The organism is Bacillus sp. KICET-1, assembly GCF_027721405.1.
GTDB lineage: Bacteria > Bacillota > Bacilli > Bacillales > Bacillaceae > Bacillus > Bacillus velezensis.
On record NZ_CP113515.1, the window covers coordinates 2,705,789 to 2,731,744 of the forward strand.

General features: G+C 46.7%; 30 protein-coding genes. 24 read left to right on the top strand and 6 right to left on the bottom strand.

From position 1 onward, the window contains the following. Window positions 1-22: 22 nt before the first annotated feature. On the top strand, window positions 23-1,198 hold the full coding sequence (locus tag OVA33_RS13855; protein WP_014418246.1) for an oxalate decarboxylase family bicupin: 1,176 nt from the start codon (window positions 23-25) through the stop codon (window positions 1,196-1,198). 23 nt (window positions 1,199-1,221) lie between these two features. Here the strand turns inward: OVA33_RS13855 and OVA33_RS13860 are convergent, their stop codons facing one another. After that, complete coding sequence (locus tag OVA33_RS13860; protein ID WP_003153493.1) at window positions 1,222-2,094, bottom strand: YitT family protein; 873 nt, start codon at window positions 2,092-2,094, stop codon at window positions 1,222-1,224. Between the two features lie 142 nt (window positions 2,095-2,236). Between OVA33_RS13860 and OVA33_RS13865 the strand changes: the two genes are divergently transcribed. The 18 genes from OVA33_RS13865 (at window position 2,237) to OVA33_RS13950 (ending at window position 18,452) form a co-directional block, all read left to right on the top strand. Then, a complete protein-coding gene (locus tag OVA33_RS13865; protein ID WP_003153495.1) occupies window positions 2,237-2,572 on the top strand; it encodes a nucleotide pyrophosphohydrolase in 336 nt (111 codons plus the stop codon). An 8-nt stretch (window positions 2,573-2,580) separates the two neighbouring features. Next, window positions 2,581-3,384, top strand: coding sequence for a 4-hydroxy-tetrahydrodipicolinate reductase (gene dapB / locus OVA33_RS13870; protein ID WP_003153497.1), 804 nt, complete (start codon window positions 2,581-2,583; stop codon window positions 3,382-3,384). A gap of 23 nt (window positions 3,385-3,407) precedes the next feature. Then, entirely contained in the window at window positions 3,408-3,821 is a 414-nt protein-coding gene (gene mgsA, locus OVA33_RS13875; protein ID WP_003153499.1) for a methylglyoxal synthase, read from the top strand. After that, window positions 3,814-4,527, top strand: coding sequence for a bacillithiol biosynthesis deacetylase BshB1 (gene bshB1 / locus OVA33_RS13880; protein ID WP_003153501.1), 714 nt, complete (start codon window positions 3,814-3,816; stop codon window positions 4,525-4,527). Before mgsA ends, bshB1 begins: the two co-directional genes overlap by 8 nt. Continuing rightward, window positions 4,524-5,657, top strand: coding sequence for an N-acetyl-alpha-D-glucosaminyl L-malate synthase BshA (gene bshA, locus OVA33_RS13885; protein ID WP_017418028.1), 1,134 nt, complete (start codon window positions 4,524-4,526; stop codon window positions 5,655-5,657). Before bshB1 ends, bshA begins: the two co-directional genes overlap by 4 nt. Before the next feature lie 4 nt (window positions 5,658-5,661). Next, complete coding sequence (locus tag OVA33_RS13890; RefSeq protein ID WP_017418027.1) at window positions 5,662-6,852, top strand: CCA tRNA nucleotidyltransferase; 1,191 nt, start codon at window positions 5,662-5,664, stop codon at window positions 6,850-6,852. After that, the gene (locus OVA33_RS13895) at window positions 6,837-7,814 is read left to right on the top strand and encodes a bifunctional biotin--[acetyl-CoA-carboxylase] synthetase/biotin operon repressor (protein ID WP_017418026.1); all 978 of its coding nucleotides are present in this window, start codon (window positions 6,837-6,839) and stop codon (window positions 7,812-7,814) included. Before OVA33_RS13890 ends, OVA33_RS13895 begins: the two co-directional genes overlap by 16 nt. Window positions 7,815-8,058: 244 nt before the next feature. Then, a complete protein-coding gene (panB, locus tag OVA33_RS13900; protein WP_007409480.1) occupies window positions 8,059-8,892 on the top strand; it encodes a 3-methyl-2-oxobutanoate hydroxymethyltransferase in 834 nt (277 codons plus the stop codon). Between the two features lie 3 nt (window positions 8,893-8,895). After that, on the top strand, window positions 8,896-9,756 hold the full coding sequence (panC, locus tag OVA33_RS13905) for a pantoate--beta-alanine ligase (RefSeq protein ID WP_017418025.1): 861 nt from the start codon (window positions 8,896-8,898) through the stop codon (window positions 9,754-9,756). A 1-nt stretch (window position 9,757) separates the two neighbouring features. Continuing rightward, window positions 9,758-10,141 (top strand): aspartate 1-decarboxylase, encoded by a 384-nt coding sequence (panD, locus tag OVA33_RS13910; protein WP_003153510.1) that lies wholly within the window; start codon window positions 9,758-9,760, stop codon window positions 10,139-10,141. Between the two features lie 121 nt (window positions 10,142-10,262). Next, window positions 10,263-13,049, top strand: coding sequence for an ATP-dependent DNA helicase DinG (dinG, locus tag OVA33_RS13915; protein ID WP_017418024.1), 2,787 nt, complete (start codon window positions 10,263-10,265; stop codon window positions 13,047-13,049). Between the two features lie 147 nt (window positions 13,050-13,196). Further along, a complete protein-coding gene (locus OVA33_RS13920; RefSeq protein WP_003153512.1) occupies window positions 13,197-13,367 on the top strand; it encodes a YpmA family protein in 171 nt (56 codons plus the stop codon). Between the two features lie 9 nt (window positions 13,368-13,376). Further along, a complete protein-coding gene (tseB, locus tag OVA33_RS13925) occupies window positions 13,377-13,862 on the top strand; it encodes a cell wall elongation/penicillin-binding protein regulator TseB (protein WP_022553042.1) in 486 nt (161 codons plus the stop codon). A 22-nt stretch (window positions 13,863-13,884) separates the two neighbouring features. Then, window positions 13,885-15,066 carry a pyridoxal phosphate-dependent aminotransferase gene (locus OVA33_RS13930; protein WP_007612190.1) on the top strand — a complete coding sequence of 394 codons (1,182 nt, stop codon included), beginning with the start codon at window positions 13,885-13,887 and terminating at the stop codon, window positions 15,064-15,066. A 134-nt stretch (window positions 15,067-15,200) separates the two neighbouring features. Next, complete coding sequence (gene asnS, locus OVA33_RS13935; RefSeq protein ID WP_003153515.1) at window positions 15,201-16,493, top strand: asparagine--tRNA ligase; 1,293 nt, start codon at window positions 15,201-15,203, stop codon at window positions 16,491-16,493. A 94-nt stretch (window positions 16,494-16,587) separates the two neighbouring features. Then, complete coding sequence (dnaD, locus tag OVA33_RS13940) at window positions 16,588-17,286, top strand: DNA replication protein DnaD (protein ID WP_017418023.1); 699 nt, start codon at window positions 16,588-16,590, stop codon at window positions 17,284-17,286. An 18-nt stretch (window positions 17,287-17,304) separates the two neighbouring features. Next, window positions 17,305-17,964, top strand: coding sequence for an endonuclease III (nth, locus tag OVA33_RS13945; protein ID WP_007612187.1), 660 nt, complete (start codon window positions 17,305-17,307; stop codon window positions 17,962-17,964). Beyond that, window positions 17,961-18,452, top strand: a complete 492-nt coding sequence (locus tag OVA33_RS13950; protein ID WP_012117839.1) for a YpoC family protein — start codon at window positions 17,961-17,963, stop codon at window positions 18,450-18,452. Before nth ends, OVA33_RS13950 begins: the two co-directional genes overlap by 4 nt. Window positions 18,453-18,530: 78 nt before the next feature. On the opposite strand, the gene OVA33_RS13955 is transcribed toward OVA33_RS13950, so the two are convergent. After that, window positions 18,531-21,308, bottom strand: a complete 2,778-nt coding sequence (locus tag OVA33_RS13955) for a PBP1A family penicillin-binding protein (protein WP_128974094.1) — start codon at window positions 21,306-21,308, stop codon at window positions 18,531-18,533. A gap of 53 nt (window positions 21,309-21,361) precedes the next feature. Beyond that, the gene (gene recU / locus OVA33_RS13960; protein WP_115940742.1) at window positions 21,362-21,970 is read right to left on the bottom strand and encodes a Holliday junction resolvase RecU; all 609 of its coding nucleotides are present in this window, start codon (window positions 21,968-21,970) and stop codon (window positions 21,362-21,364) included. 41 nt (window positions 21,971-22,011) lie between these two features. On the opposite strand from recU, the gene OVA33_RS13965 reads away from it, so the two are divergent. Beyond that, on the top strand, window positions 22,012-22,974 hold the full coding sequence (locus OVA33_RS13965) for a DUF2515 domain-containing protein (protein WP_014418234.1): 963 nt from the start codon (window positions 22,012-22,014) through the stop codon (window positions 22,972-22,974). A 43-nt stretch (window positions 22,975-23,017) separates the two neighbouring features. Here OVA33_RS13965 and sspM read toward each other — a convergent pair whose 3' ends face one another. Beyond that, window positions 23,018-23,122 (bottom strand): acid-soluble spore protein SspM, encoded by a 105-nt coding sequence (gene sspM, locus OVA33_RS13970; protein ID WP_003153525.1) that lies wholly within the window; start codon window positions 23,120-23,122, stop codon window positions 23,018-23,020. Window positions 23,123-23,327: 205 nt separating this feature from the next. On the opposite strand from sspM, the gene OVA33_RS13975 reads away from it, so the two are divergent. Further along, a complete protein-coding gene (locus OVA33_RS13975; protein ID WP_014418233.1) occupies window positions 23,328-23,573 on the top strand; it encodes a DUF5446 family protein in 246 nt (81 codons plus the stop codon). Between the two features lie 45 nt (window positions 23,574-23,618). Continuing rightward, window positions 23,619-23,987, top strand: coding sequence for a YppE family protein (locus tag OVA33_RS13980; protein ID WP_017418019.1), 369 nt, complete (start codon window positions 23,619-23,621; stop codon window positions 23,985-23,987). Window positions 23,988-24,025: 38 nt separating this feature from the next. Here OVA33_RS13980 and OVA33_RS13985 read toward each other — a convergent pair whose 3' ends face one another. Continuing rightward, on the bottom strand, window positions 24,026-24,208 hold the full coding sequence (locus tag OVA33_RS13985; protein ID WP_003153532.1) for a YppF family protein: 183 nt from the start codon (window positions 24,206-24,208) through the stop codon (window positions 24,026-24,028). A 186-nt stretch (window positions 24,209-24,394) separates the two neighbouring features. Between OVA33_RS13985 and OVA33_RS13990 the strand changes: the two genes are divergently transcribed. Next, complete coding sequence (locus OVA33_RS13990) at window positions 24,395-24,862, top strand: YppG family protein (protein ID WP_017418018.1); 468 nt, start codon at window positions 24,395-24,397, stop codon at window positions 24,860-24,862. A gap of 29 nt (window positions 24,863-24,891) precedes the next feature. Here the strand turns inward: OVA33_RS13990 and OVA33_RS13995 are convergent, their stop codons facing one another. Continuing rightward, the gene (locus OVA33_RS13995; RefSeq protein WP_017418017.1) at window positions 24,892-25,305 is read right to left on the bottom strand and encodes an Hsp20/alpha crystallin family protein; all 414 of its coding nucleotides are present in this window, start codon (window positions 25,303-25,305) and stop codon (window positions 24,892-24,894) included. Between the two features lie 138 nt (window positions 25,306-25,443). On the opposite strand from OVA33_RS13995, the gene OVA33_RS14000 reads away from it, so the two are divergent. After that, window positions 25,444-25,950 carry a PTS sugar transporter subunit IIA gene (locus OVA33_RS14000; RefSeq protein ID WP_012117833.1) on the top strand — a complete coding sequence of 169 codons (507 nt, stop codon included), beginning with the start codon at window positions 25,444-25,446 and terminating at the stop codon, window positions 25,948-25,950. Window positions 25,951-25,956 lie beyond the last annotated feature (6 nt).

Genomic DNA, 25,956 nt, shown 5'->3' on the forward strand with positions numbered 1-25,956 from the left:
TTGCTGTAAAGGAGCTAAGCCAGTGAAAAAACTCATCCAGCAATTGGCTTCAAAACACCTCCCGCAGCCGATCAGAGGCAGAAAAGGGGCGACTGACGAAGGACCGCGAAACCTCCCGCGTGACTTCCAGAATCCTGACATGCTCGTTCCGCCTTCAACGGATGCAGGAACGGTTCAAAATTTGAAATTCTCATTTTCTGATACGCATATGAGGCTTGAAGACGGAGGATGGTCCAGAGAGGTGACGGTCAGGGAACTGCCGGTATCCAAAAACATCGCGGCGGTGAACATGAGACTGAAGCCGGGAGCTGTGCGGGAGCTTCATTGGCATAAAGAAGCCGAATGGGGATATGTGATTAACGGAGGAGTCCGTTTAACTGCGGTCGATCAAAATGGGCGGAATTTTATTGATAATGTCAGTGAAGGGGATCTGTGGTATTTTCCTTCCGGCATTCCTCATTCCATTCAAGGATTAGAGCAGGGAAGTGAGTTTTTGCTCGTCTTTGATGACGGCTCTTTTTCAGAAAACAGCACCTTTTCAGTAACGGACTGGTTTGCCCATACCCCGCGCAGCGTGCTGGAGGCGAACTTCGGTGTTCCCGGATATGAGTTGGCTTATATTCACAAGAAAGAGCGTTACATGTTCCAGTTGGAACCTCCTCCACCTATCGAGCAGGCAGCAGTTTCTTCCCCGGAAGGCACCGTTTTGGAGCCGTTCAGCTACAAGCTTTCCCGGCAGGAGCCCCTTGTTACCAGCGGGGGAAGAGTAAAGATTGTCGATTCAAAAACGTTTAAGGTGTCAAAAACGATTGCCGCAGCTCTTGTGGAGGTCGAACCCGGGGGCATGAGAGAATTGCATTGGCATCCGAATACGGACGAGTGGCAGTATTATCTTTCAGGAGAAGCGAAAATGACGGTGTTTGCGGCGGAAGGAAGAGCGCGGACATTTAACTATCAAGCGGGTGACGTAGGATATGTTCCTTTTGCAATGGGACATTATGTTCAGAATACCGGTGACACCGTGCTTCGCTTTCTGGAAATCTTCAAAAGCGACCGTTTCGAAGACGTCTCTTTAAACCAATGGCTGGCACTGACGCCGCAGCGCTTCGTCGAGCAGACGCTCAATGTCAGTCCGGCATTCGCCCGCCGATTGAAAAAGAAAAAATCACCGGTTGTCAAATGGAAACACGAACAGTAAAGGCGGCAAAAGCCGCCTTTTTATTATCGTCTGATCGGATTTTTATTTTCATCAAGCGTAAATCCTTCGCCGAGCACATCATGGACGTCGCTTACTGCAACAAAGGCGTGCGGGTCAACGGAAGTGATGACGCTTTTCAAAAGCACAATTTCGTTTTTCGGAACGACGCAGTAAAGAACGTCCCTGTCTTCTTTTGTATATGATCCCTGTCCTTTTAAAACGGTGACACCGCGCTCCATCTCTTCAATGATTTTTTGCTGGATCAAATCGTTTTTCGAAGAAATAATCGTTGCCCCTTTTGCGGCATAGCCGCCTTCCTGGATAAAATCAATCAATCTCGCAGCGACAAAAACGGCTACAAGCGTGTACATCGCTTCCTTGTAAGAAAGATACGTAAACAAAGAAAGCAGAATGACACAGGCGTCAAAGGCAAACATCGTCCGGCCCATCGGGATTCCGAAAAATTTGTTGATCAGCCTGGCGATGATATCGACCCCGCCCGTCGTGCCGCCGTATTTAAAAATAATGCCGAGACCCGCGCCGATAAATACACCGGCGAACAAGGCGGCCAGCGCTAAATCATGGGACAGCGGCATATGAATTTCGTAGCGCTGAAAAACACTCAGAAAAACAGAAAGAGAAACGGTGCCGATCAGGGTATAGACAAACATCGTCCGGCCGAGCATACGCCAGCCGATGAAAAAGATAGGAATGTTCAATACCAGGTTGGAAATAGAAGGGCTGATGTGGAATAACGCATATAAAAGCAGCGTAATGCCGGTAAATCCGCCTTCCGCCAAATTGTTCTGCATATTAAAGTGAACCAGTCCGAATGAAAAAACAGCGGCGCCGATTAAAATAAAGCAAATGTTTTTGATTCTGATTTCTCCAAGCATTGCATCAAACCCCTTTTCCTTCCATAAGATTGCGTAAATATTATAGTGGATACAAAAGAAAACAGCAAACTGCCGTTTTTAACATTTGTCAAATGTACTTGAATTAGCTAACATGGAAGAGATGACAGGAGGTATTCGCACAGTGAGTGACAAAACGATGAAAGACTTACAAGCTGAGGTCGATGAATATATCGGCCAATTCAAAGAAGGCTATTTCAGCCCGCTTGCCATGATGGCCCGTCTCACGGAAGAACTGGGCGAACTTGCAAGAGAAGTCAACCATTATTATGGGGAAAAGCCGAAGAAAACGACGGAAAATGAGAAAAGCATGGAAGAGGAAATGGGCGATGTGCTGTTCGTCCTGATCTGCCTCGCCAACTCCCTTGATATTTCATTGGAGGAAGCTCATAACCGCGTCATGCATAAATTTAATACACGTGATAAAGACCGCTGGACTAGAAAAGAAGAAGGAAAGTAGGAGAAACCATGTCAAATGAAACCATTAAAGTCGTCATTGCCGGACCGAGAGGCAGAATGGGCCAGGAGGCCGTAAAACTTGCCGTCCGCACGCCTCATTTTGAGCTTGTCGGCGCCATTGACCATACATACGATCAGCAAACATTGCGGGAAGTGATGTCAGCTGATTCAGACGCTCTTATTTATACGGATATCCGCGCATGTTTCCAAGAAACAAAACCGGATGTGCTGATCGATTTGACAACGCCTGAAATCGGCAAAAAACATACGAAAGCCGCTCTTGAACACGGCGTCCGCCCCGTTGTGGGAACGACCGGATTTTCTGAAGCGGATTTAGAGGAGCTTCAAGCTTTGACTGAAGAAAAAGGAATCGGCGCCATCATCGCTCCGAACTTTGCATTGGGCGCGGTGCTGATGATGAAGTTCTCACAAATGGCCGCCAACTATTTTGAAGATGTAGAAATCATTGAGCTTCATCATGATCAAAAGCTGGATGCCCCGAGCGGAACGGCGCTGAAAACAGCGGAAATGATTTCAAGCGTCCGTACAGAAAAGCAGCAGGGCCATCCTGATGAAAAAGAAATTCTGCCGGGCGCCCGCGGTGCTGAATTAAACGGCATCCGCCTTCACAGCGTGCGTCTGCCGGGCCTTATCGCCCACCAGGAAGTCATGTTCGGCATGGACGGCCAGACGCTGAAACTGCGCCATGATTCCTATAACCGGGCTTCCTTTATGTCAGGAGTGAAGCTGTCAGTGGAGCAAGTGATGAAAATCGACCAGCTTGTATACGGACTCGAAAATATTATCGACTGAATCGGCAAGGGGGAGAACATCAAATGAAAATTGCTTTGATTGCTCACGATAAAAAAAAGCAGGATATGGTTCAGTTTACGACCGCATATAAAGATATACTGAGCCATCATGAGTTATACGCGACGGGTACGACAGGCCTGAAAATCCAGGAAGCGACCGGATTGTCTGTTGAACGTTTTCAATCCGGCCCGCTCGGCGGAGATCAGCAAATCGGCGCATTGATTGCAGCAAATGCCCTGGATCTCGTCATTTTTCTGCGCGATCCGTTAACTGCGCAGCCTCACGAACCGGATGTCTCGGCGCTGATCCGGCTGTGTGACGTATACGCGATCCCGCTCGCCACAAATATGGGAACAGCGGAAATCCTCGTCCGGACGCTGGATGGCGGGGCATTTGATTTCCGCAATCTTGTGCGCGGAGGAGAGCCGAATGTCTGAACACGTTGATATTCTGGCGTTCGGCGCCCATAGTGATGATGTCGAGATCGGTATGGGCGGCACGATCGCAAAATTTACGGCTCAAGGAAAAACCGCGGTGATATGCGATTTGACCGAGGCCGAACTATCATCTAACGGAACGGTAGGGATAAGAAAAGAAGAAGCGGCAGAGGCGGCCCGAATTCTCGGCGTAAAAGAGAGAATCCAGCTTACGCTTCCCGACCGCGGGCTTTTGAAAAGTGAGGACGGCATCCGCCGGATTGTCAGTGTCATCAGAGCCTGCCGGCCGAAAACCGTTTTCATGCCTTATCCGAAAGACCGCCATCCTGACCACGGCAATGCGGCGGCTTTGGTCGAAGAAGCGGTGTTCTCGGCGGGAATTCATAAATACAGAGATCACCAGGAACTGCCGGCTCATAAGGCTCAGCGCGTATACTATTATATGATCAACGGGTTTCACCGTCCGGACTTTGTAATCGACATAACGGAAACCATCGATCTGAAAAAAGAAAGCCTGCACGCCTATCAAAGCCAGTTTATTCCTACGGCGCAGTCAGTGAACACACCGCTGACCAACGGTTATATCGAAATGGTGGAAGCGAGGGAAAGACTGTATGGCAAAGAAGCCGGGACGGGGTATGCCGAAGGTTTCTTTTCAAAACAGCTTCCCGTTTTGAATGATGATGTTTTTGGGGGCGGACAATGAGACCATTAAAAATAGGGATTACATGCTACCCGAGTGTCGGAGGCTCGGGTATTATTGCGACGGAACTCGGCAAGCTGCTTGCGGAAAAAGAGCACCAGGTTCATTTCATCACATCAAGCATCCCGTTCAGATTAAATACATATCATCCGAATATTCATTTTCATGAGGTGGAAGTCAACCAATACGCGGTATTTAAATATCCGCCTTATGACCTTACGCTGGCGAGCAAAATCGCCGAGGTTGCCGCGAGGGAAAATCTTGATATCATTCACGCGCATTATGCGCTGCCGCATGCGGTATGCGCTTATCTCGCCAAGCAGATGCTCAAGCGTGACATCGGCATCGTGACGACACTTCACGGTACGGACATCACCGTTTTAGGATATGATCCGTCATTAAAAGATTTAATCCGTTTTGCCATCGAAGCGTCCGACAGAGTGACGGCGGTATCAACCGCGCTTGCCGGAGAAACATATGACTTAATCAAGCCGGATAAAAAAATTGAGACCATCTACAACTTTATTGATGAACGTGTTTATCTTAAGAAAAATACAGAGAGTATAAAAGAGAAACATGGCATTTTGCCGGATGAAAAGGTCGTCATCCATGTTTCGAACTTCAGAAAAGTAAAACGTGTTAAAGACGTCATCCGCGTTTTCCGTAATATCGCAGCCAAAACAAAGGCGAAGCTCCTGCTTGTAGGCGACGGGCCGGAAAAGTGCGTTGCTTGGCAGCTTGTCGAAAAATACGGACTGCAGGATCAAGTGCTGCTCCTCGGAAATCAGGACAGAGTGGAAGAGCTGTATTCCATCAGCGATCTTAAGCTTCTTCTGTCTGAAAAAGAAAGTTTCGGACTCGTCCTCCTTGAAGCGATGGCCTGCGGCGTGCCGTGCATCGGAACAAATATCGGCGGAATCCCGGAAGTGATTAAAGATCAAGTAAGCGGTTTTCTGGTGGAAGTCGGAGATATTCAGGCGGCATCTGAAAAAGCGCTTGCCGTTTTAGAAGATAAACAGCTCAGCAAACGATTGACTGATCATGCGCTGAAAATGGTGGAGACCGCCTTTTCTTCGCAAAGAATCGTCAGTCAGTATGAACGGATTTATGCCGAATTGGCAGGACCGGAGTGATCTTATGGAACAGGAATTTGTCAAAGCCCTCCCCATCCTTCATCATCTGATGAAGGCGGGCCATCAGGCGTACTTTGTCGGGGGAGCCGTCAGAGACAGCTATATGAAACGGAAAATAGGTGATGTGGACATCGCAACCAGCGCTTCGCCGAATGAGGTGGAGCGCCTCTTTAAGCGGACTGTCGATGTAGGAAAAGAGCACGGCACCGTAATCGTCTTGTGGGAAGAGGAAACCTATGAAGTCACCACTTTTCGCGCCGAATCAGAATATAAGGACTACCGGCGCCCTGAAGCTGTGCGGTTCATTACTTCTTTATCAGAAGACTTAAAGCGGAGAGACTTAACGATAAATGCGATGGCGATGTCTGCCGAGGGAGAGCTGCTTGATTATTTCGGAGGCGCGCATGATATCGGTCAAAAGCTGATCCGTACGGTGGGTAATCCTGAAGACCGTTTTCGGGAAGACGCTCTGCGGATGATGAGAGCCGTCCGCTTTATGAGTCAGCTCGGCTTTCTGTTAGAAAAAGAAACAAGAGAGGCCGTCATAAAAGACAGGGAGCTTTTGGCACATGTATCAGTAGAACGAAAGACCGTCGAATTTGAAAAGCTGCTGCAGGGCGATTCCTCACAAGAAGCGATTCAAACGATGGTGCAAACAGGTCTGATACAAGAGCTGCCCGGCCTTTCCGGTTATGAGCAGCAAATACTTGAAGCGAGCGGCTTTCCGTTTTCTTCTTTAGATGCACGCGAAGAACGCTGGGCAGCGCTGTTATTGTTTCTCGGTCTTTGTCCGAAAAGCGCCGAGGCGTTTTTAAAACAATGGAAACTGCCGGGAAAAGTCATAAAAAAAGCGGTGCAGATCATAAGCATTTATCCGGCGCAGCTGGAAGCGGAAGCGATGTACCGGGCGGGAGAGGCGCTGTTTTCAGCCGTTAAAATCGGGATGCTGAAAAAGCATAAGACGATTGATGAACAAAAGCTGAAAGAGGTTCAGAGCCTGTATGAGCAGCTGCCGATCAAAAGCCTTCGAGACCTCGACATTTCAGGCGCTGATCTGATGGAGCTCAGAAACCGCCGCGCGGGTAAATGGGTGGCCGAGGAACTTCGCCGGATCGAAGAAGCGGTATTGGCAGGGAAGCTCCCTAACCGAAAACATGACATAAAGGAGTGGCTCGCATCATGGGATCAACATTAAGAACCCGATTAATTGATTTATTTTCTGAGGCGGGTGACGGCTTTATCTCCGGGCAGAAAATAAGTGACGCGCTCGGCTGCTCGAGAACCGCAGTTTGGAAACATATAGAGGAGCTCCGCAAAGAGGGCTATGAGGTTGAGGCGGTCAGACGAAAAGGGTACAGGCTCATTAAAAAACCGGGGAAACTCAGTGAATCCGAAATCCGTTTCGGGCTGAAAACAGAGGTTTTGGGCAAACAGCTTCATTACCGGGACGTCCTGCCGTCCACCCAAAAAACCGCTCATGAACTTGCCAATGACGGTGCGCCGGAAGGGACGCTCGTAGTCGCCGATAAACAAACGGCAGGCAGAGGAAGAATGGCCAGAGTGTGGCATTCACAGGAGGGAAACGGGATTTGGATGAGCCTCATTCTGAGACCCGACGTTCCTTTGCAAAAAACGCCGCAGCTCACCCTGTTATCCGCCGTTGCGGTCGTTCAGGCCATCGAGGCCTTTACAGGAGTACAGCCCGCCATTAAATGGCCGAATGATTTAATGATTCACGGCAAAAAAGCCGTCGGGATTTTAACTGAGCTGCAGGCAGAAGAAAACCATGTCCGTTCGGTTATTCTCGGGATCGGCATCAACGTGAACCAGCAGGAAGCCGATTTTCCCGGCGAGCTTCAGGACATTGCGACGAGCCTGAGCATGGAAGCTGGCGAAAAAATTGACAGAGCGGGTCTGATACAAGAGATTTTGCTGACTTTTGAAAAACGCTATCAGGATTACTTGAACCACGGCTTTACACCGATCAAGCTGCTATGGGAAAGCTATGCGGTCGGACTGGGGAACGAGCTCAGAGCGAGAACGCTGCAAGGAACGTTTTACGGGAAATCGCTCGGCATTGATGATGAGGGAGTTCTTCTCCTGGAAACGAGAGACGGTATAAAGAAGATCTATTCTGCCGATATTGAGCTCAATTAATCTTAGTTGGTACAAGCCTCGTGAATTTGGTATACTTCCTATGGGCAGTATCATAATGAACTGCACCTGATCAGCAGAACAGAGATTACGAAAAGTCTGCCTTGATCCAAAAAAGGACTGGGACAGAGGGATGACATTCGCCGAACGTTAAACAAGTGGGAATCCTTCTTATTTTACAGAAGGCTTTTTTGCTTGCGAAGAATTGGCGGCTCATCTCCTCACCGTTTAGAGGAGGAGAAACAGAATGAAAACAAAACTGGATTTCATGAAAATGAAGGAAAACGGAGAGCCGATCGTGATGCTGACCGCTTACGATTATCCGCAGGCAAAGCTTGCGGAACAGGCGGGAGTCGACATGATTTTAGTCGGGGATTCGCTCGGAATGGTCGTGCTCGGACTCGATTCAACAGTCGGCGTAACGGTCAGTGACATGATTCACCATACAAAAGCGGTAAAACGCGGTGCGAAAAATACGTTTATCGTAACTGACATGCCGTTTATGTCTTACCACCTTTCAAAAGAGGATACATTGAAAAACGCCGCGGCCATTATTCAGGAAAGCGGCGCGGACGCGTTAAAGCTTGAAGGCGGAGACGGCGTTTTCGAATCCATCCGCGCGCTGACTCTCGGCGGAATTCCCGTCGTCAGCCATTTAGGCCTCACACCGCAGTCTGTCGGCGTATTAGGCGGATATAAAGTGCAGGGAAAAGATGAGCAAAGCGCGAAAAAGCTCATTGAAGACAGCATCAAATGCGAGCAGGCGGGAGCGATGATGCTCGTGCTTGAATGTGTGCCTGCTGAACTGACTGCTAAAATAAAAGAAGAAGTATCCATTCCCGTCATCGGAATCGGAGCCGGTTCAAAAGCAGACGGCCAAGTCCTTGTCTATCATGACGTCGTCGGCCACGGCGTGGACAGAACACCGAAGTTCGTGAAGCAATACGCCAAAATCGACGGCACGATTGAGTCGGCCCTCAGCGATTACGTCCGTGATGTGAAAGAACGGGTTTTCCCGGAAGAAAAGCATTCCTTTCAGATAAACCAAACTGTGCTGCAAGGCTTGTACGGAGGAAAGTAAGCGATGAAACAACTGACAGAAACTCAACAGCTGAAAGAATTGATTGCACAATACCGCTCAGAAGGCCGGACGATCGGATTCATCCCGACAATGGGTTTTCTTCATGAAGGACATCTGACGCTGGTTGAAAAAGCAAGCAAAGAAAACGATATTGTCGTGATGAGCATCTTTGTCAATCCGACTCAATTCGGACCGGGCGAGGATTACGAAGCATATCCGCGAGATTTAAAGCGCGATGCCCGGCTTGCAGAACAGGCGGGGGCAGATGTTTTGTTTACGCCGTCTCCAAGTGATATGTATAAAGGCGAGCAAAATGTTGCCGTGCAAGTGAAAAGGAGAACTGACGTGTTGTGCGGCGCCTCCCGCGTCGGCCATTTTGACGGAGTGGCCACTGTGCTGACGAAGTTTTTCAATCTCGTTAAACCGACCCGCGCCTACTTCGGCCTGAAAGATGCCCAGCAGGCAGCAGTTGTGGACGGATTGATTGAGGATTTCTTTATGGATATCGAATTGGTTGCAGTGGACACGGTCAGAGAAGAAGACGGACTTGCCAAAAGCTCTCGCAACGTCTATCTGACTGAGCAGGAACGCAAAGAAGCGCCAATGATCTATAAAGCATTGCAGCAAGGTGCCGAACTGATCAGAGACGGTGAAAGAAATCCGGAAACCGTTATAAAAACCGTCACCGATATCATCGAAAACACAAGCGGCGTCATTGATTATGCCGAACTGTACGCTTATCCGGAGCTGACTCCGCTTAAAACATTAAACGGCAAGGTCATTCTGGCCTGCGCCGTCCAATTTTCTAAAGCCAGATTGATTGATAATATCATTATTGATATTGATGAATGGGAGAGATCATAATATGTACCGCACTATGATGGCCGGAAAACTGCACCGCGCTACCGTGACGGAAGCCAATTTAAACTATGTCGGCAGCATAACGATTGATGAAGATCTTTTAGATGCCGTCGGAATGCTCGCTAATGAAAAAGTTCAGATTGTGAATAATAATAACGGAGCGAGACTTGAAACGTATATTATTCCCGGTAAGCGGGGGAGCGGCGTCATCTGTTTAAACGGAGCAGCCGCCCGTCTCGTCCAAGAAGGAGATAAAGTCATTATTATTTCTTATCAAATGATGTCTGATCAGGAAGCAAAAAGCCATCAGCCGAAGGTGGCCGTTCTGGATGATCAGAATAAAATCGAGCAGATGCTGGGCCAGGAGCCGGCACACACGATTTTGTAAAAGAGCCCCCTTCATGGGGGTTTTCTTTTAAGATTTAGGGGCAAAAGCTGTTTTTCGGCTCCATTTCTCAACAAAACGTGTTACACTTTTCTCGTATGCAAGAATTGAGGTGTCCATTTTAATGAACAAACAACGGTTCGTTGTCATAGATGTCGAAACAACAGGAAATTCGCCGAAAAAGGGCGATAAAATCATTCAAATCGCAGCGGTTGTCATTGAAAATGGACAAATAACTGAGCGGTTTTCAAAATATATCAATCCGAATCAGGCCATCCCGCCGTTTATTGAACAGCTGACCGGAATTTCGTCCGGAATGGTTGAAAATGAACTGCCGTTTGAAGCGGTCGCAGAGGAGATTTTTCATCTGCTTGACGGCGCGTATTTTGTTGCCCACAATATTCATTTCGACCTCGGATTTGTCCGGCATGAACTGAGCGAAGCGGGCTATGAGCTGCCGGATTGTGAAGTGCTTGATACGGTTGAGCTTTCGCGTATTGTTTTCCCGGGGTTTGAAGGATATAAGCTCGGTGAGTTGTGCGCGGAGCTGAATATTGTTCATGACCGCCCTCACCGCGCAGACAGCGATGCGGAGGTTACGGGACTGGTCTTTTTAGACATTTTACATAAACTGAAACATTTGCCTTTACCGACATTAAAGCAGCTTAGAAGGCTTTCACAGCATTTTATCAGCGATTTGACGCTGCTTTTGGATTCTTTTATACATGAAAGCAGGCCGGCGGAAGAAAAGAGCTGCATTCCATACGCCTCTTTTTCAATCAAAGAGCCCGATCACATTCCGGTTTCCCGTCCGGTGAATGCGGCCATTGACCTTGAAAAGTGGAACGAAGAAAAAGAACAGATCTTATCCGGCATCATCCCCCGCTATGAAAAGCGGAAAGGGCAGCTTTCGATGATGGATGAAGTGCTTGGCGCCTTCCGCAATCGGGAGCATGCGCTGATTGAAGCGGCGCCCGGCATCGGAAAAACGATCGGTTATCTCGTTCCGGCTGTTTTATTTGCCAAAGCGGAACAAACTCCCGTGATTATCAGCACGTACTCTACTCTTTTGCAGCAGCAGATCATGTCTAAAGATCTTCCGCTTTTGGAGCGTATGTTTCCTTGGCCGGTCAAAGCCGCTATTTTAAAAGGGAAATCACATTATCTGTGCCTGCCTAAGTTTGAACATATTCTGCATGAGGAAGATGACAACTATGATGCGGTTTTGACGAAAGCGCAGCTTCTCGTCTGGCTGACGGAGACTGAAACGGGCGATGCCGCTGAGCTGAATCTTCCATCAGGCGGCAGATTGCTGTGGGAGCGCATGGCTTACGATGAGAATTCTTTTTTGAAAAAAGGGAAGGACTCGGCTGCCGGGTTTTATGAACGGGCTAAAGAAAAAGCGCAGGCCGCAGATCTGATTATCACAAACCATGCTTTGCTGTTTTCAGATCAAAGCAGTGAAACGAAAAAACTGCCTGCAAGCGGAACGGTCATCATTGATGAAGCGCATCATTTCGAACGCGCCGCCAGCGAGCACCTCGGGAAGAGAGCTTCATACATCGGACTGCACACAAAGCTCAGCCGAATCGGAACCTTAAAGGAACACGGACTGTTAAAGCGGATGAGAAAACTGTTTTATACGTATGAACTGCCGGCGGAAAGTTTTTTTGACGCCGATGAGTGGATGAAGCATATTCAATCGGAAAGCGACGCATTTTTCAGTTCAGTGCATTCTTTTGTCAAACGAAGAAAACCTAAAGACGATCTGAACCGTCTCGTCTATAGTCTCAATCATAAAAGCCAGGATAAAGGGTTTCACATGATAACGGACGGAGCGGAGCGGCTTTGTGCGATGCTGGATCAGCTGCTTGACATGTTTTCAGTACAGGAGAAACTGTTACATCAAAAGCTTGAACAGATGAAAAGCGGAGCGGCTTTTTTAGCGGCTGAATATGTAAAGTGTATCAGGGGGCTGAAAGAATATCGCGATACGTTCAGCAGGCTGCTGTTTGAAAATGATGAGAAAGAAGCCGTTTGGGTTGAAATTGATGCGAAGGGCGCAAAAAACGCCGTCAGCATCTATGCGCAGCCTTTGGAGCCCGGTGAAATGCTGGCAGACCAGTTTTTCGCCCGCAAAAAAAGCGTTGTGCTCACATCAGCGACCTTAATGGTGGAGCAGTCTTTTCAATTTATGATTGAAAGGCTCGGACTTGCGGATTTTTATCCGCGCACCAAAAGCATCCCGTCTCCTTTTTCTTACGATGATCAGATGAACGTCATCATTCCGAAAGAGATGAAATCCGTTAAATATGACGGAGAGCGGGAAGTCATTGAGCATATTGCCAAGTATGCAGAAATCATGTCAAAGGGAAAACAGCCGAAGATCCTTGTCCTGTTTACATCTCATGATATGCTGAAAAAAGTGTATCAGGAACTGAAACTCAGTATGGAGATCTCAGGCATTCAGCTTCTCGCCCAAGGTATTTCGGGCGGGAGTCCCGGTAAATTAATGAAAACTTTTAAAACGGCAAGCCGGGCGATTTTGCTCGGGACGAATCATTTCTGGGAAGGCGTTGATTTTCCGGGGGATGAATTGTCAACCGTCATGATCGCAAGGCTTCCTTTCAGGGCGCCTGACAATCCGCTTCATGCCGCAAAATGCGAATTTGCCAAGAAGCAGGGGAAAAATCCGTTTCAGACGATTTCCCTGCCGGAGGCCGTGTTAACGTTCAGACAGGGGATCGGGCGCCTGCTCCGTACGGCGGGAGACAAGGGAACAATCGTTCTTTTAGATCAGCGTGTAAAGACGGCGGGATACGGACGGCTGTTTCTTGAAGCGCTCCCGACTTCATCCCTTTTGGAGCTGACGGATGCCGAACTCGGGGCTTATGTCAGCCAAACGGAATAAAAGCCGCATAAACGCGGCTTTCGTGGTGTGGGATGAGGAATTGTTTTTATAGTAAAAGCGGGTTCATGCCGCCTTGTGATTTTATTATGCCGCGGGCGCATCCCGTTATGACTAACAAAATTTGTTCGACCGATGGAGGGTATAAAAATGGAAAGCAAAATTGAAATTCTGTCAACGATTAATGTGGAGCATTCAGATGATTTATATAAAATCGTCGATACATTAAACCGGACTTTGAAACGGGACAATCTGATGTTCGGCCTTGCGCTCGACGAAGAAAATCAAAATGAAGCGGTCTTCACCATTTATCGTACATAGGTGAAAAAGATGAGAAAAAAAGCATTAATATTTACAGCCGTATTTGGTATTATTTTTTTAGCAGTTCTTTTATTTTCGGCCGGCATTTTTAAATCTGCAATGGCTCAAAAAGAAGAAGGCCACGAAACAGCTGCCGCAGCGGCTAAAGAAAAAACGGATCTGACAGATGCTGAGAAAGTGGAGACCTTTGTCGGCAAACAGAAATATTATGTTGTTACCGGAACGGATAAACATGGAAAAGATATGTATGTATGGGTTCCGGCCGACAAAAAAGCAAAAATCCTCTCAAAAAAAGCCAGTGACGGCATTTCAAGCGGCAAGGCTGCCAAGATCGTTCGGGACGAAGGGCTTGTTTCCAAGCTGAATGGCGTTCACCCGGCGAGAGAAAACAATGTTCCGTTATGGGAAGTGACCTATATCAACAAAAGCGGGCAGTATAGCTTTAGCTATGTGGACTTTACAAGCGGCAAGATTCTCAAAAACATCACACCGTGAGACGTATTAGGGGGAGTTCAAGTTGAAATTGGCAAAAAGAGTATCCGCATTAACACCGTCTGCAACACTTGCAATTACTGCAAAAGCGAAAGAGCTGAAAGCAGAAGGCCATGATGTCATCGGCCTCGGAGCAGGAGAACCGGATTTTAATACGCCTCAGCACATTATAGATGCCGCGGTGCGTTCCATGAATGAAGGCCACACAAAATATACGCCTTCAGGCGGTCTGCCGGCGCTGAAAGACAGTATCGCAAAAAAATTCAAAAACGATCAGGGGATTGAATATAAGCCGTCAGAAATCATTGTCTGCACCGGAGCGAAACACGCTCTGTATACATTATTTCAGGTCATTCTTGATGAAGGGGACGAAGTGATTATACCGACTCCTTACTGGGTCAGCTACCCTGAGCAGGTGAAACTGGCAGGGGGGCGTCCCGTCTATGCAGAAGGGCTGGAATCCAATCAGTTTAAAATTTCACCGGAGCAGCTGAAGCAGGCCATCACCGAGAAAACAAAAGCGCTCATTATCAATTCACCGAGCAACCCGACAGGTGTTATGTATACGAAAGAAGAGCTTGCGGAACTCGGAAAAGTGTGTCTGGAGCATGGCATTCTGATCGTTTCCGACGAGATTTATGAGAAGCTTACATACGGAGGAAAAAAACACGTCTCAATCGCACAGCTTTCAGATGAATTGAAAGAGCAGACGATCATCATTAACGGCGTTTCGAAATCTCACAGCATGACGGGCTGGAGGATCGGCTATGCGGCGGGTTCGGAGACGATTATTAAAGCGATGACGAGCCTTGCGAGCCACAGCACATCAAATCCGACGTCCATCGCTCAATACGGCGCTATTGCGGCCTATAACGGTCCGGCTGAGCCGCTGGAAGAGATGAGACAGGCATTTGAGCACAGACTGAACACCATTTACGCTCAGCTCAGTGAAATTCCCGGATTCACCTGTGTCAAGCCTGAAGGGGCGTTTTACTTGTTCCCTAACGCCAAAGCGGCCGCAGAAAACTGCGGATTCAAAGATGTCGATGAATACGTCAAGGCGCTTCTGGAAGAAGAAAAAGTCGCCATCGTGCCGGGCTCGGGTTTCGGTTCACCGGACAACGTCCGCTTATCTTACGCAACGTCACTTGATCTTTTAGAAGAGGCGGTCGAAAGAATCCGCCGCTTCACGGAAAAACACAGCTGATTCTGAAAAAGCGGCTTTTAAAGCCGCTTTTCACTTGCATTGACCCCGTTAGAGTAGAACGGGTATAATAAAGTGATGAAAAAAGAGATTCAGGCAGATTCCTGAATGTCTTTCTTGTTCTGGAGGGAAAGAGTTTGAAAACAACAATCAACCAAGTGTATAAACACACAGGCGAGGAAGTAACGATTGGAGCTTGGGTCGCTAATAAACGCTCAAGCGGTAAAATCGCATTTTTACAGCTGAGAGACGGTACCGGCTTCATTCAGGGAGTTGTCGTCAAAGCTGAAGTAGAAGAAGACATCTTCCAAATCGCGAAATCAGTGACGCAGGAAACGTCACTTTATGTAAAAGGAATTGTGAAAGAGGACGAGCGTTCACCGCTTGGCTATGAGCTTGCTGTTACATCCATTGAAGTCATTCACGAAGCGACTGATTATCCGATTACGCCTAAAGAGCACGGTACGGAATTCTTAATGGATCACAGACATTTATGGCTCCGTTCGAAACGCCAGCACGCAATTATGAAAATCCGCAACGAAATCATCCGTGCGACTTATGAATTTTTCAACAAAGAAGGCTTCGTGAAAGTTGATCCGCCGATTTTGACGGGAAGCGCTCCGGAAGGCACGACTGAGCTGTTCGCGACGAAATATTTTGATGAAGACGCCTTCTTGTCTCAAAGCGGCCAGCTGTATATGGAAGCAGCTGCAATGGCGCTCGGAAAAGTATTCTCTTTCGGACCGACGTTCAGAGCGGAAAAATCGAAAACGAAACGCCATCTCATCGAATTCTGGATGATTGAGCCTGAAATGGCATTTGTTGAATTTGAAGAAAACCTTGAAGTTCAGGAGAATTATGTTGCATACATCGTGCAAAGCGTGCTGGAACATTGTAAGATCGAGCTGAACACATTAGGAAGAGACACATCGAAGCTTGAACAAATCAAAGCGCCATTCCCGCGCATTACGTACGATAAAGCGATCGAATTCCTGAAAGAAAAAGGCTTTGACGATATTGAGTGGGGAGATGACTTCGGTGCGCCGCATGAAACAGCGATCGCAGAAAGCTATGACAAACCGGTGTTTATCACTCATTACCCGACATCATTAAAACCGTTTTATATGCAGCCTGCCAAAGATCGTGACGATGTCGTGTTATGTGCCGACTTAATCGCTCCGGAAGGCTACGGGGAAATCATCGGCGGTTCAGAACGCGTTCATGATATGGATTTATTGGAAGAAAGATTAAAAGAACACGGTCTGGATTCAGATGCTTACAAATGGTATGCTGAACTCAGACAATACGGTTCTGTTCCGCACTCCGGCTTCGGCCTTGGACTTGAGCGGACAGTGGCTTGGATCAGCGGAGCGCCTCACGTGCGTGAAACGATTCCGTTCCCGAGACTTCTGAACCGTCTGTATCCGTAATAGTTATGAAAAACGAAGTCTCCTGCAAGGGAGACTTTTTCTAAGTAAAGGGGAAAGCTCCCGGAGATAACCTTTTACAGTAAGAGGTGTAAGGATGAAAAAACAGCAATTTATAGATATGCAGGAACTCGGCACTTCAAGCATTCCCAACCTGCTGCTGACACATTACCGGCAGCTTGGGCTGAATGAAACCGAATTAATCCTGCTTTTGAAGATTAAAATGCATTTGGAAAAGGGCTCTTATTTTCCGACGCCGTTTGAACTTCAATCAGGCATGTCCATCTCTGCTGAAGAATGTACAAGCTGCCTGAGAATGTTTATTCAAAAAGGTTTTCTGTTTATTGAAGAATGTGAAGACCATAACGGCATAAAGTTTGAAAAATATTCTCTGCAGCCGTTATGGGCGAAGCTGTATGATTACATGCAGCATTCACAAAACGAAACGCAGGAAAGAACGTCAGAAAGAGAACAAAAAAGCCTGTATACCATCTTTGAAGAAGAGTTCGGAAGACCGCTGTCGCCGCTTGAATGCGAGACGCTGGCCATATGGCAGGATCAGGATCAGCATGATGCGATTTTGATTAAACACGCCTTAAAAGAAGCCGTTTTATCGGGGAAACTCAGTTTTCGCTATATTGACCGGATTTTATTTGAATGGAAAAAGAACGGCTTCAAAACGGTTGAGCAGGCGAAGGCGCACAGCCAAAAATTCCGGCGTGTTCAAACGAAACAAAATGATCCGCAAAAAGAGTATACGAGGCAGGTGCCTTTTTACAATTGGCTGGAACAATAACATGAGAAGGGGAGAAACGTGTTAAATTTAAAGCAGATTGAATATTGTCTTGAAAAAATCGGCGATATGTTTCCGCACGCAGAATGTGAACTTGTCCATTCAAATCCTTTCGAATTGGTTGTGGCAGTCGCATTATCCGCGCAATGTACGGATGCTCTCGTCAACAGAGTGACAAAAACGCTATTTCAAAAATATAAACGGCCCGAAGATTATCTTGCCGTATCGCTGGAAGAACTCCAGCAGGATATTAAATCAATCGGCCTGTACCGTAATAAAGCCAAAAATATTCAAAAGCTGAGCAAAATGATCATCGAAGAGTACGGCGGAGAAGTGCCGAAAGACCGGGATGAGCTTGTGAATCTGCCGGGTGTCGGACGGAAAACGGCAAATGTGGTCGTGTCTGTTGCTTTCGGCGTACCTGCGATCGCAGTAGACACTCATGTGGAGCGGGTCTCTAAACGGCTCGGTATCTGCCGCTGGAAGGACTCTGTTTTGGAAGTAGAGAAAACATTAATGAAAAAAGTGCCGAAAGAGGATTGGTCTGTTACGCATCACAGATTAATATTTTTCGGCAGGTATCATTGTAAAGCTCAATCTCCCCGCTGTGCGGAATGTCCTTTGCTTCCGCTATGCAGAGAAGGGCAGAAGCGTGACAAAAAAGGGCTGGTGAAACGGTGACGGCGATTGACATTCTGGCAGGCTATGAAACATACCTGCGCAGCCTTACGGACTTGGAAAGCCTCGAGATCAAAACGGCGCTGCGCCGCCATCCGCTGTATATGGATTTCAGCGGTCAGCCAACAGTGCAGCCATGGAGGGAAAGGGGCGAATATGTCCCGTTTCTGTTTCAGATTTGGAATGAAACGAAAGAAACGCTGCTTCCCGTTTTTCAAACAAGAAAATCGAGATGTGATCAAAATGACATGCTGAAGGGAATTGCCTGTCTGATTGCCGCTTTTCACTGGACGGCAGGGGAGCGGGTTACATCACTCGACTGGACTGTGCTTGAAACAAAACATTTTCCCGCCGAACCGATCAATTGGGCGGAGCGAATGGCGTTTATTTTAACGAAACCGACTCAATTTCACTCGTTTATTCAGCTGGATGAATTGATGACGGAGATGAAGAAACAATATCATAAATATGAAGCTATGAACAAATGTTAAAAACCTCCTTTTCTCATAAGGAGGTTTTTTTTGTATGAAAAAAATCCTTCACCTGTTTGAGGTGAAGGATTTCGTCCGCTAATGAGCGGAATTTGACTGGATGGTTGACGAATTGGACTGCCCGTTGATAGTTGAAGATGAGTCTTGGTTTTTGTCCGTTTGACCGCTGTCAGGTTTATTTGTGCCGTCTGAACCGGAATCATTATCAGAGCCGTTATCTTGCTGTCCGTTGTTATCCGTCCCGTTACCGGGCTGATTCTGATTGTTGTCATCCGTTTGATCCTTATCGGATTGATCCTGATTTTTATCTGAGTCATCAGTTGGTGTTTGATCCGATCCGTCAGACGTATCTGTCTGATCGTCATCTTTGTTTGAATCATCGGTTTGCGTCTTGTCTTTATCTTTATCTTCATCAGACTTCTGTTCATCGTCAGTCGCTTTATCTTTATCTGCATCGTCTTCTTCATCTTTCGGGACTTTGAAAGATGCTGATGCCGTATCGCTTTTTCCGTCATCGTTTTCCGCTGTCACCTGGAAGCTGTATGTGGAGCCTGGTGTGACATCTGAGACGACGGCTTCTTTTGCCGAACTGTTTTGAATGTCACTGTAGCTTCCGCCGTCAACGGATTGTTTGACATTGAATGTTGCATCACCGTCATAATTCCAGCTTAAGGTTAATGATTTTTTATCTTTGTCGTATTTCACTTGCAATCCTGTCGGTTTATCAGCTTTTTCTTTCGTGTACGTTTTAGAAACGGCAGTTGGCTGCGTTCCTTTCACGAAGTACTCCGTCACTTTTTTATCATCCGGTGTATTTGGTCCGGCTAAAGCGGCAGGATTCGAGCCTTTCTCAACCGTTTCTTTGACGACGCTGTCAGGCTGCTTGAAGCTTCCTTTACCGTCATCGACGTATGAGATCAGCTTTTGGAAAATCCGTTTTGCGACTTGCTGGTCAGCAGCAGACAGTGATTTCTTACCTGCTTTGTTGCCAGACTCAACTCCGGTCCAAACCGCCGCTGTATATTGAGGGGTGTATCCGACAAACCATGAGTCTGGGACTCCGCCCGGAGCAATGTTATATTTTTGAATATCACCTTTAGTAAAGTTTGTCGTACCCGTTTTACCGGCGACTTCCACGTTCGGTACTTGAGCCAGTCTGCCTGTTCCTGACTGCACGACTGTTTTGAGCATATCGGTAATCATGAATGCCGTGTAATCGCTCATAGCACTTTTCGGTTTCGGTGTTAAATCAAGCTTAGTGCCGTCATTAAATTCAATCGATGTGACCGCATGCGGTTCATTGTACGTTCCGTTATTTCCGAAAGCGCTGTAGGCGCCCGCCATTGTCATAGTAGATACACCGCGGTTATCCTGACCAAATCCTCCGATCGAATAAGATTCGGTTACACTCTCTTTGTTTAATCCCAGTCCTAAGTCATTTGCGAAGTCGACGGCATTATCTTTACCGGCTGCTTGATATGCTTTCAGAGCCGGAATATTACGCGAGTCTGAGAGGGCCTCCCGCATTGATATCATATTTCTGTATTTATTGTCATAGTCGTGAATCGGTGTGCCGTCAGAGTACGTATAAGCCGAATCATCAATCTGCTCATACGTCGACCATTTTTTATTTTCAATGACCGGGCCGTAATCCAGAATCGGTTTTATCGTTGAACCGGGCTGGGTTTTACCTTGTGTTGCATAATTGAATCCCCCGGTAGTTCTGTTCCGTCCTGCTCCGATGGCGCGGATTTCTCCGTTTGTCGTATCAAGGAGCGTGACGCCGCCCTGCATGCCTTCGGTAAATCCGGCTGTGTCGCCGTTCATCAATTGATCAAGATAATCTTGTGCTTTCGTATCAAGAGTCGTATAAATTTTCAGTCCGTCAGTTGAAATATCGACGTCTTTCTTTTCTTTTGTCTCAATTTCTTTCATAACTTCTTCAACAAAAGCGCTGTATTTATTTGTGTCCTTTTTATCGTATTCCTTTTGGCTGACGACGCCTTCATCTTTCATGGACACTTTCTTCGCTTTTTGGTATTCAGAATTTGAAATGAATCCTTGCTTTTCCATTAAGCTGAGAACAATGTTTCGGCGTTTTTCGGAAGCCTTCGGATTTTTAACCGGGTTATATCCGGTCGGGCTTTGCGGCATTCCGGCAAGCGTCGCCGCCTGTTCAACCGTAAGCTTGCTCAAATCTTTTACGCCGAAGAATTCTTCAGCCGCTTTACCGACGCCATAGGCGCGCGGTGAGAAATAAATTCTGTTTAAATACATTTCTAAGATTTCATCTTTAGAATAATGGCGCTCCAGCTGCAGTGAAAGCCACACTTCCTGTGCTTTCCGTTTAATCGTTTTCTGATGGGTCAAAAGCGAGTTTTTCACAACCTGCTGGGTGATTGTGCTTCCTCCCTCTGAACCGAATCCATCCGTAAAGTTGGCGACCAAGGCGCCTCCGATCCGGATCGGGTCTATACCGTGGTGCTTATAAAAACGGGCGTCTTCAGTTGCGATAAATGCTTCTTTCACAACATCGGGTATATCCTTAATCGGGACGTAGGTTCGTTTTTCGCCGCCCACTTCCGCGATTTCTTTGCCGTTTTTATCGTAAATCGTTGAAGAGTAAGGCGTTTTCAGCTTGGCTTCGTCCAAAGACGGCGCGCCGGAAACCAAAACGGCAAATGCCGCCGCTCCGCCGACTATGCCAAGGACAAACAGAATAACCAAGGACAGCACAATCTTTTTGAATAAACCGCCTTTACGCTGTTTCTTGCCTTTTTTCGGTGAAGAGGGCTTAGTGCTTTTCGTCTGCCTTGCCTTACGGCGTTCTTCACGGCTCATAAATTGATCTGACATAACATCTCAACCTTTCGTTTATCAACCTTTCGTTTATCAACCTTTCGCTCAGTCTACTGTTCCTGCGAAAAATAAAGCTGTTCAATAATACTAATATAATCAATTCTCGGTGAGTATCCAAGGGAAATCGGAAAGGAAGCATCTTCTAATTCGTCTTTGCGAATCGATTTTCTGCCGTTGTTCTCCTTTCTCTCCCAAAAGACAAACAGCTTGTCGGCCTCGAGGAAATAAACCTTTCCGAAAGCGGATATAATAACAAAACAAATGCCGTCTTGCCTGACCACCTGCTTCATATGCTCAATCTGATGATCATGAAAATTCTGCAGGGGAAATGCCGTTTTGTTTTTTGTTTCTTTTGCCTCAAAATCAATGTAGCGTCCTTTATAAATGCCGTTGTAGTCAGTTGTTGAAGACTGTTTAAAATAAGCTTCCTTAATGACTGCGGCGCTTCTTTTCGGATAGTGGACGTTTACAATCTGGACGGGTGTCGGCTTTTTGTGAATGACAGCAATTTGGTTAGCCAGATAATACTTATTCGTTTCATTCAGGTCGTCTTCGAGGGTCATGCCGCGATTACTGTATGAATGGGTCCGTTTCTGGCTGTTTTGGGATGAAACCGTTTTGTTCGGCTGAAAAGTTTTTCCATTCGGGTACCGAATCACTTTTTCCATCCTCCTTATCAAACTAATAGTGACGGAAGTGAATGAACGTGCATAAACGACAGACCGTAACCGCCATTCTTCGCCTGATCGAAAAAGAGACGAAAATAAAAAATGCCGATAATATTTCCCGGACGAATGCCTATAAAGCATATTATGACCGCCATCCTGAGATCAAGTGGCCGCTTTTGGCATCCTTTGTGTCCCGCAATGCGGGCTGGTCGATGACTGATTTAAGAGGCGTCCTTTATCAGGAGGGTCTTGACAGCAGTCAGAAAAACTGGTTTTTCCTTTCGTATGAAAGGGCGAATTGGCTGATTTTTTCTGATGCCTATCCTCAGCTTCTGGTCTACCAGTGGTCAAAACAAATCGGCGAACCTCTTTTCCGTCATCTTCCTCATTTCCGCGTCTCGGCTTTTATGCAGGAAGAATGGTTCCGCTTTTGGCGTGACGGAGATACGGAACGGCTCATGTATGCTCTTATTATAAATGAACAAAACACTATCCAAGCACCTATTATACAAAATCCTTCGTTTAAAAAGAATGTTTTTGGCACGATTCCTTTTTATTTAAGTGATTGGTTTCACTTTAATACGGTGATATTCCCTTCATTTGACGGACATTTATACGGAATTTCCGTCAAACGGTTTTCGAAAACCGAAGAAAGAATTACGCTCGGAAAACAGCTGGCCCGCCTTCTGTTCAGCCCTGATCTGCACGCTTCTTTTTACCGTTTTCTTGATACCGTTCCTCATACCGGTTCGCGCTTTGATATGGAGAAAATGATCGGCATCAAAAAAAGAACATCACCGATGCTGAGGACAACCTATCCCATTGTTGCCCACCCATTAGACGGCGAAAGGGCGGATTGGTTTCAAAAAAGGTTAAGAAAAGGGGCTTTCTTACAGGAGAAAATGCCGAAACAGCTTGAACTGACGGACTGGTACTTCCAAAAAAGACGGGAGCTCCATGCGCTCTTCGCGGTTAAAGAGTGGCTGAAGAAATGAAAAAGCCCGAAACCGTTCGCTGGGGTTTCGGGCTGCTGATGTGTTACGTGGAAGGGCGGTTTGGGCCGCCTAATTTTTTATCAAGCGTATCAGTCGTTTTTGCTTCGGTTTTTTGCTGTTTACCTGCATTTTTCGGTCTCGTTTTCATACGGCACCTCCTCAACTGTATCGTTTGCATTAACGTGCCGGTTCATACAAAGTTTGCGGCACTTTTTTGTCGAAAGGCATGCCTTTTAGGATAATCTCTGTTTGTTTGCCGAACTGCTTCTAGTTTTGTCATGTGCAGAGGAGAGCGGTATGAAAACGAGAATTATATTCTAAAGAGACGCAAGTGATAAAAGGGAGGAACATGAATGTCTGTTTACACGAGCAAGGCTGATATTCTCCGTCTGCTTTCTGATATTGAAATCCGGATTTCTGCTGCTGAAAAAACGCTTACCCAGGCAGTCAGATCCTGTCAGGCGGAAGCTGAAGAAATCAGACAGGAGAAACTTTCCCGCCTTGAGGAAGAGGCGCGGGAGCTTCATGTTTGTATTGATGACCTGTTTTTGGCTGACCGGCGTAAAAAGGATTTGCCGAGAGCCTGCCGGATCAGCTGATTTTATGCAAAAACTTTGGTACCATATGTACTGAGGTGAGTCCGTTTGCAGACACAGTCGTTATTGGAGCTGACAGAACAAATGATAAAGGCGGTTCTTGAAGCCGAAAAAAGGTATCAGGATGGAAAAGAGTCAGGCCGTTCATATGATTTTTTTGAGACTATTAAACCCGATGTTGAAAAAAGAGACCGGCTTTGCGCGCTTTGGACTAAAGCAGCGCTTGCGTTTATTCAGGAAAACCGTCCGAAATACGTTCATCACGCACAGATTCAGGCCGTTACAGAAAATTTCGGAGAGCTGATGCTCCAATCATATGTTCATCATATTCATAAAAAAAGATACAGAGATTTAACTGAATCTGTTTTATATACGCTTCGTATATTAAGGGATGAAATTGAAAAAGAAGGCAGCTGAAAACGGCTGCCTTCTTTTATATAAAGGGGTCGGGTATGTTATTCATACGCCGGGTTTTCTGCTCCACTTGCTTCGAGAACCTTCATACTGTTTCGAAATTCGGTTGCGGTGAGATGGCCTTGAATATAGAGGAATTTTGCAAAGTCCATCAGTTTATCTGCACAATCTGTTTCATATTTTTTCACTTCAGCAAAACGCTTTCTTAAGTATGATACGTTCATAATGGTGCATCCCCTCTCATGTATGTTGAGATTATGGTAACATAACGATTCGACTTTTTTCTGTTTTTAAAAAATTAAGACTTTCGACAGCATTTGACAAAGATCAGAATCTCCGAAAGCACATAACCAAGGCGGAATTCATACATATATAGCAGAAACTTAGTGAGAGACAAGGGGGAATGTCATATGCAATGGAGAGCGCAGCCCTATCAAAATATGTACCAGCAGCCGGCGGGATATTTCTACCCGCAGCAGATACAGCCGCTGCAGCAGCCGAGTCCCCAGCAGATACAGCCATTACAACAGCCGAGTCCGCAGCAGATACAGCCATTGCAGCCGCCGCCATATCATCAGCAAGGGCAGTACCCGCAGCAATTTTATCCGAATCAGGAATACGGTCATGTGCAGCAGCCGTTTGCTCCCCCTCCTCCTCAGGCAGCCATGCCCGGGGGGCAGCCGGGGTTTGTGAATCCTTACCCCGTTCCCAGACCGAATCAGCAGCAGTCTTCCCAATTCTCAGGCATACTCTCCCAGTTTAAAAAAACGAACGGACAGTTTGACTTTAATAAAATGATAGATACAACGGGGCAGATGGTAAGCGCCGTAAATCAGGTCGGATCGCTGGTGAAAGGCCTCACCAATATCTTCAAATAAAAAGCATGAATGATATCCATCATTCATGCTTATTTTTTAGGGAAAAAGAGGGTAAGCGTCTGTTCATTCCAGGATGTTTCCATATCTTCTTCACTCACCTTATACGGGAGGACAACGGTTCTTGTCATGCTTGAAGACACGTGGGATGAATGAGCCTGTTTATGATCGTAGCGGATTGTAACGTGAAGGTAGCACCCTTTCGTTTCCACCAGCATATCCCCGTCACGGAATGTCTCGGGAACGCTGATATCAACCGCGAGGCCCGTCGGCTCTTCTCTGACGTCAATCGTCACTTGCGCTTCAGTAAAAGCCGAATTGACAAGGTGCTGAAAACCCTGCATCAATTCTGCGAAGGGACCTGAGTGAAAAAATTGGTCCATCGCATGGCTGATGATGTCCTCATTTCTTTGCGGATCAAGTTTATCGTTTTGTGATTGATCCATATGACCACCGCCTTTTTACAAACAGACTATGCGATGTTATGCCGTATGGTTAAGAATTGAAGGAAAAAAGAAAGTATGGTTAAATAGTGGAGAATAAACTGGTAACGGATTCACATTTAGGAAGGGGAGCACAACACATTGCTGAAAAAATTATTTGGATTGGGAGACAGCCGGAAAAAGCCGGCCGAAGAAGTGATTTTTTCTCCGGCTGACGGAGCGGTGATGGATTTGGCTTCAGTGCCGGATCCCGTATTTTCACAAAAAATGATGGGGGATGGGATCGCCGTCGAGCCTGCAAACGGAGACATTGTTTCACCGGTTGAGGGAGAAGTGATTCAGCTGTTCCATACAAAACATGCTGTCGGCATCCGCACCCTTTCCGGAGCGGAACTTTTGATACATGTCGGTTTGGACACCGTCAATATGAACGGTGAAGGCTTTGAAGCGCATGTAAAAGAAGGCGACAAAGTGAAAACAGGCGATCTGCTTTTAACGTGCCGGCTGGATTTAATAAAAGAAAAAGCAAGCAGCACCGTCATCCCTATGGTGATTATGAATGGCGATGCCGCAGAACCTTTGCAATTTGCAGGCGCAAATGAAGCGAAAAAAGGACAAACAGAGCTTTTTACGATAAAAATGAAGTAGGCAGGG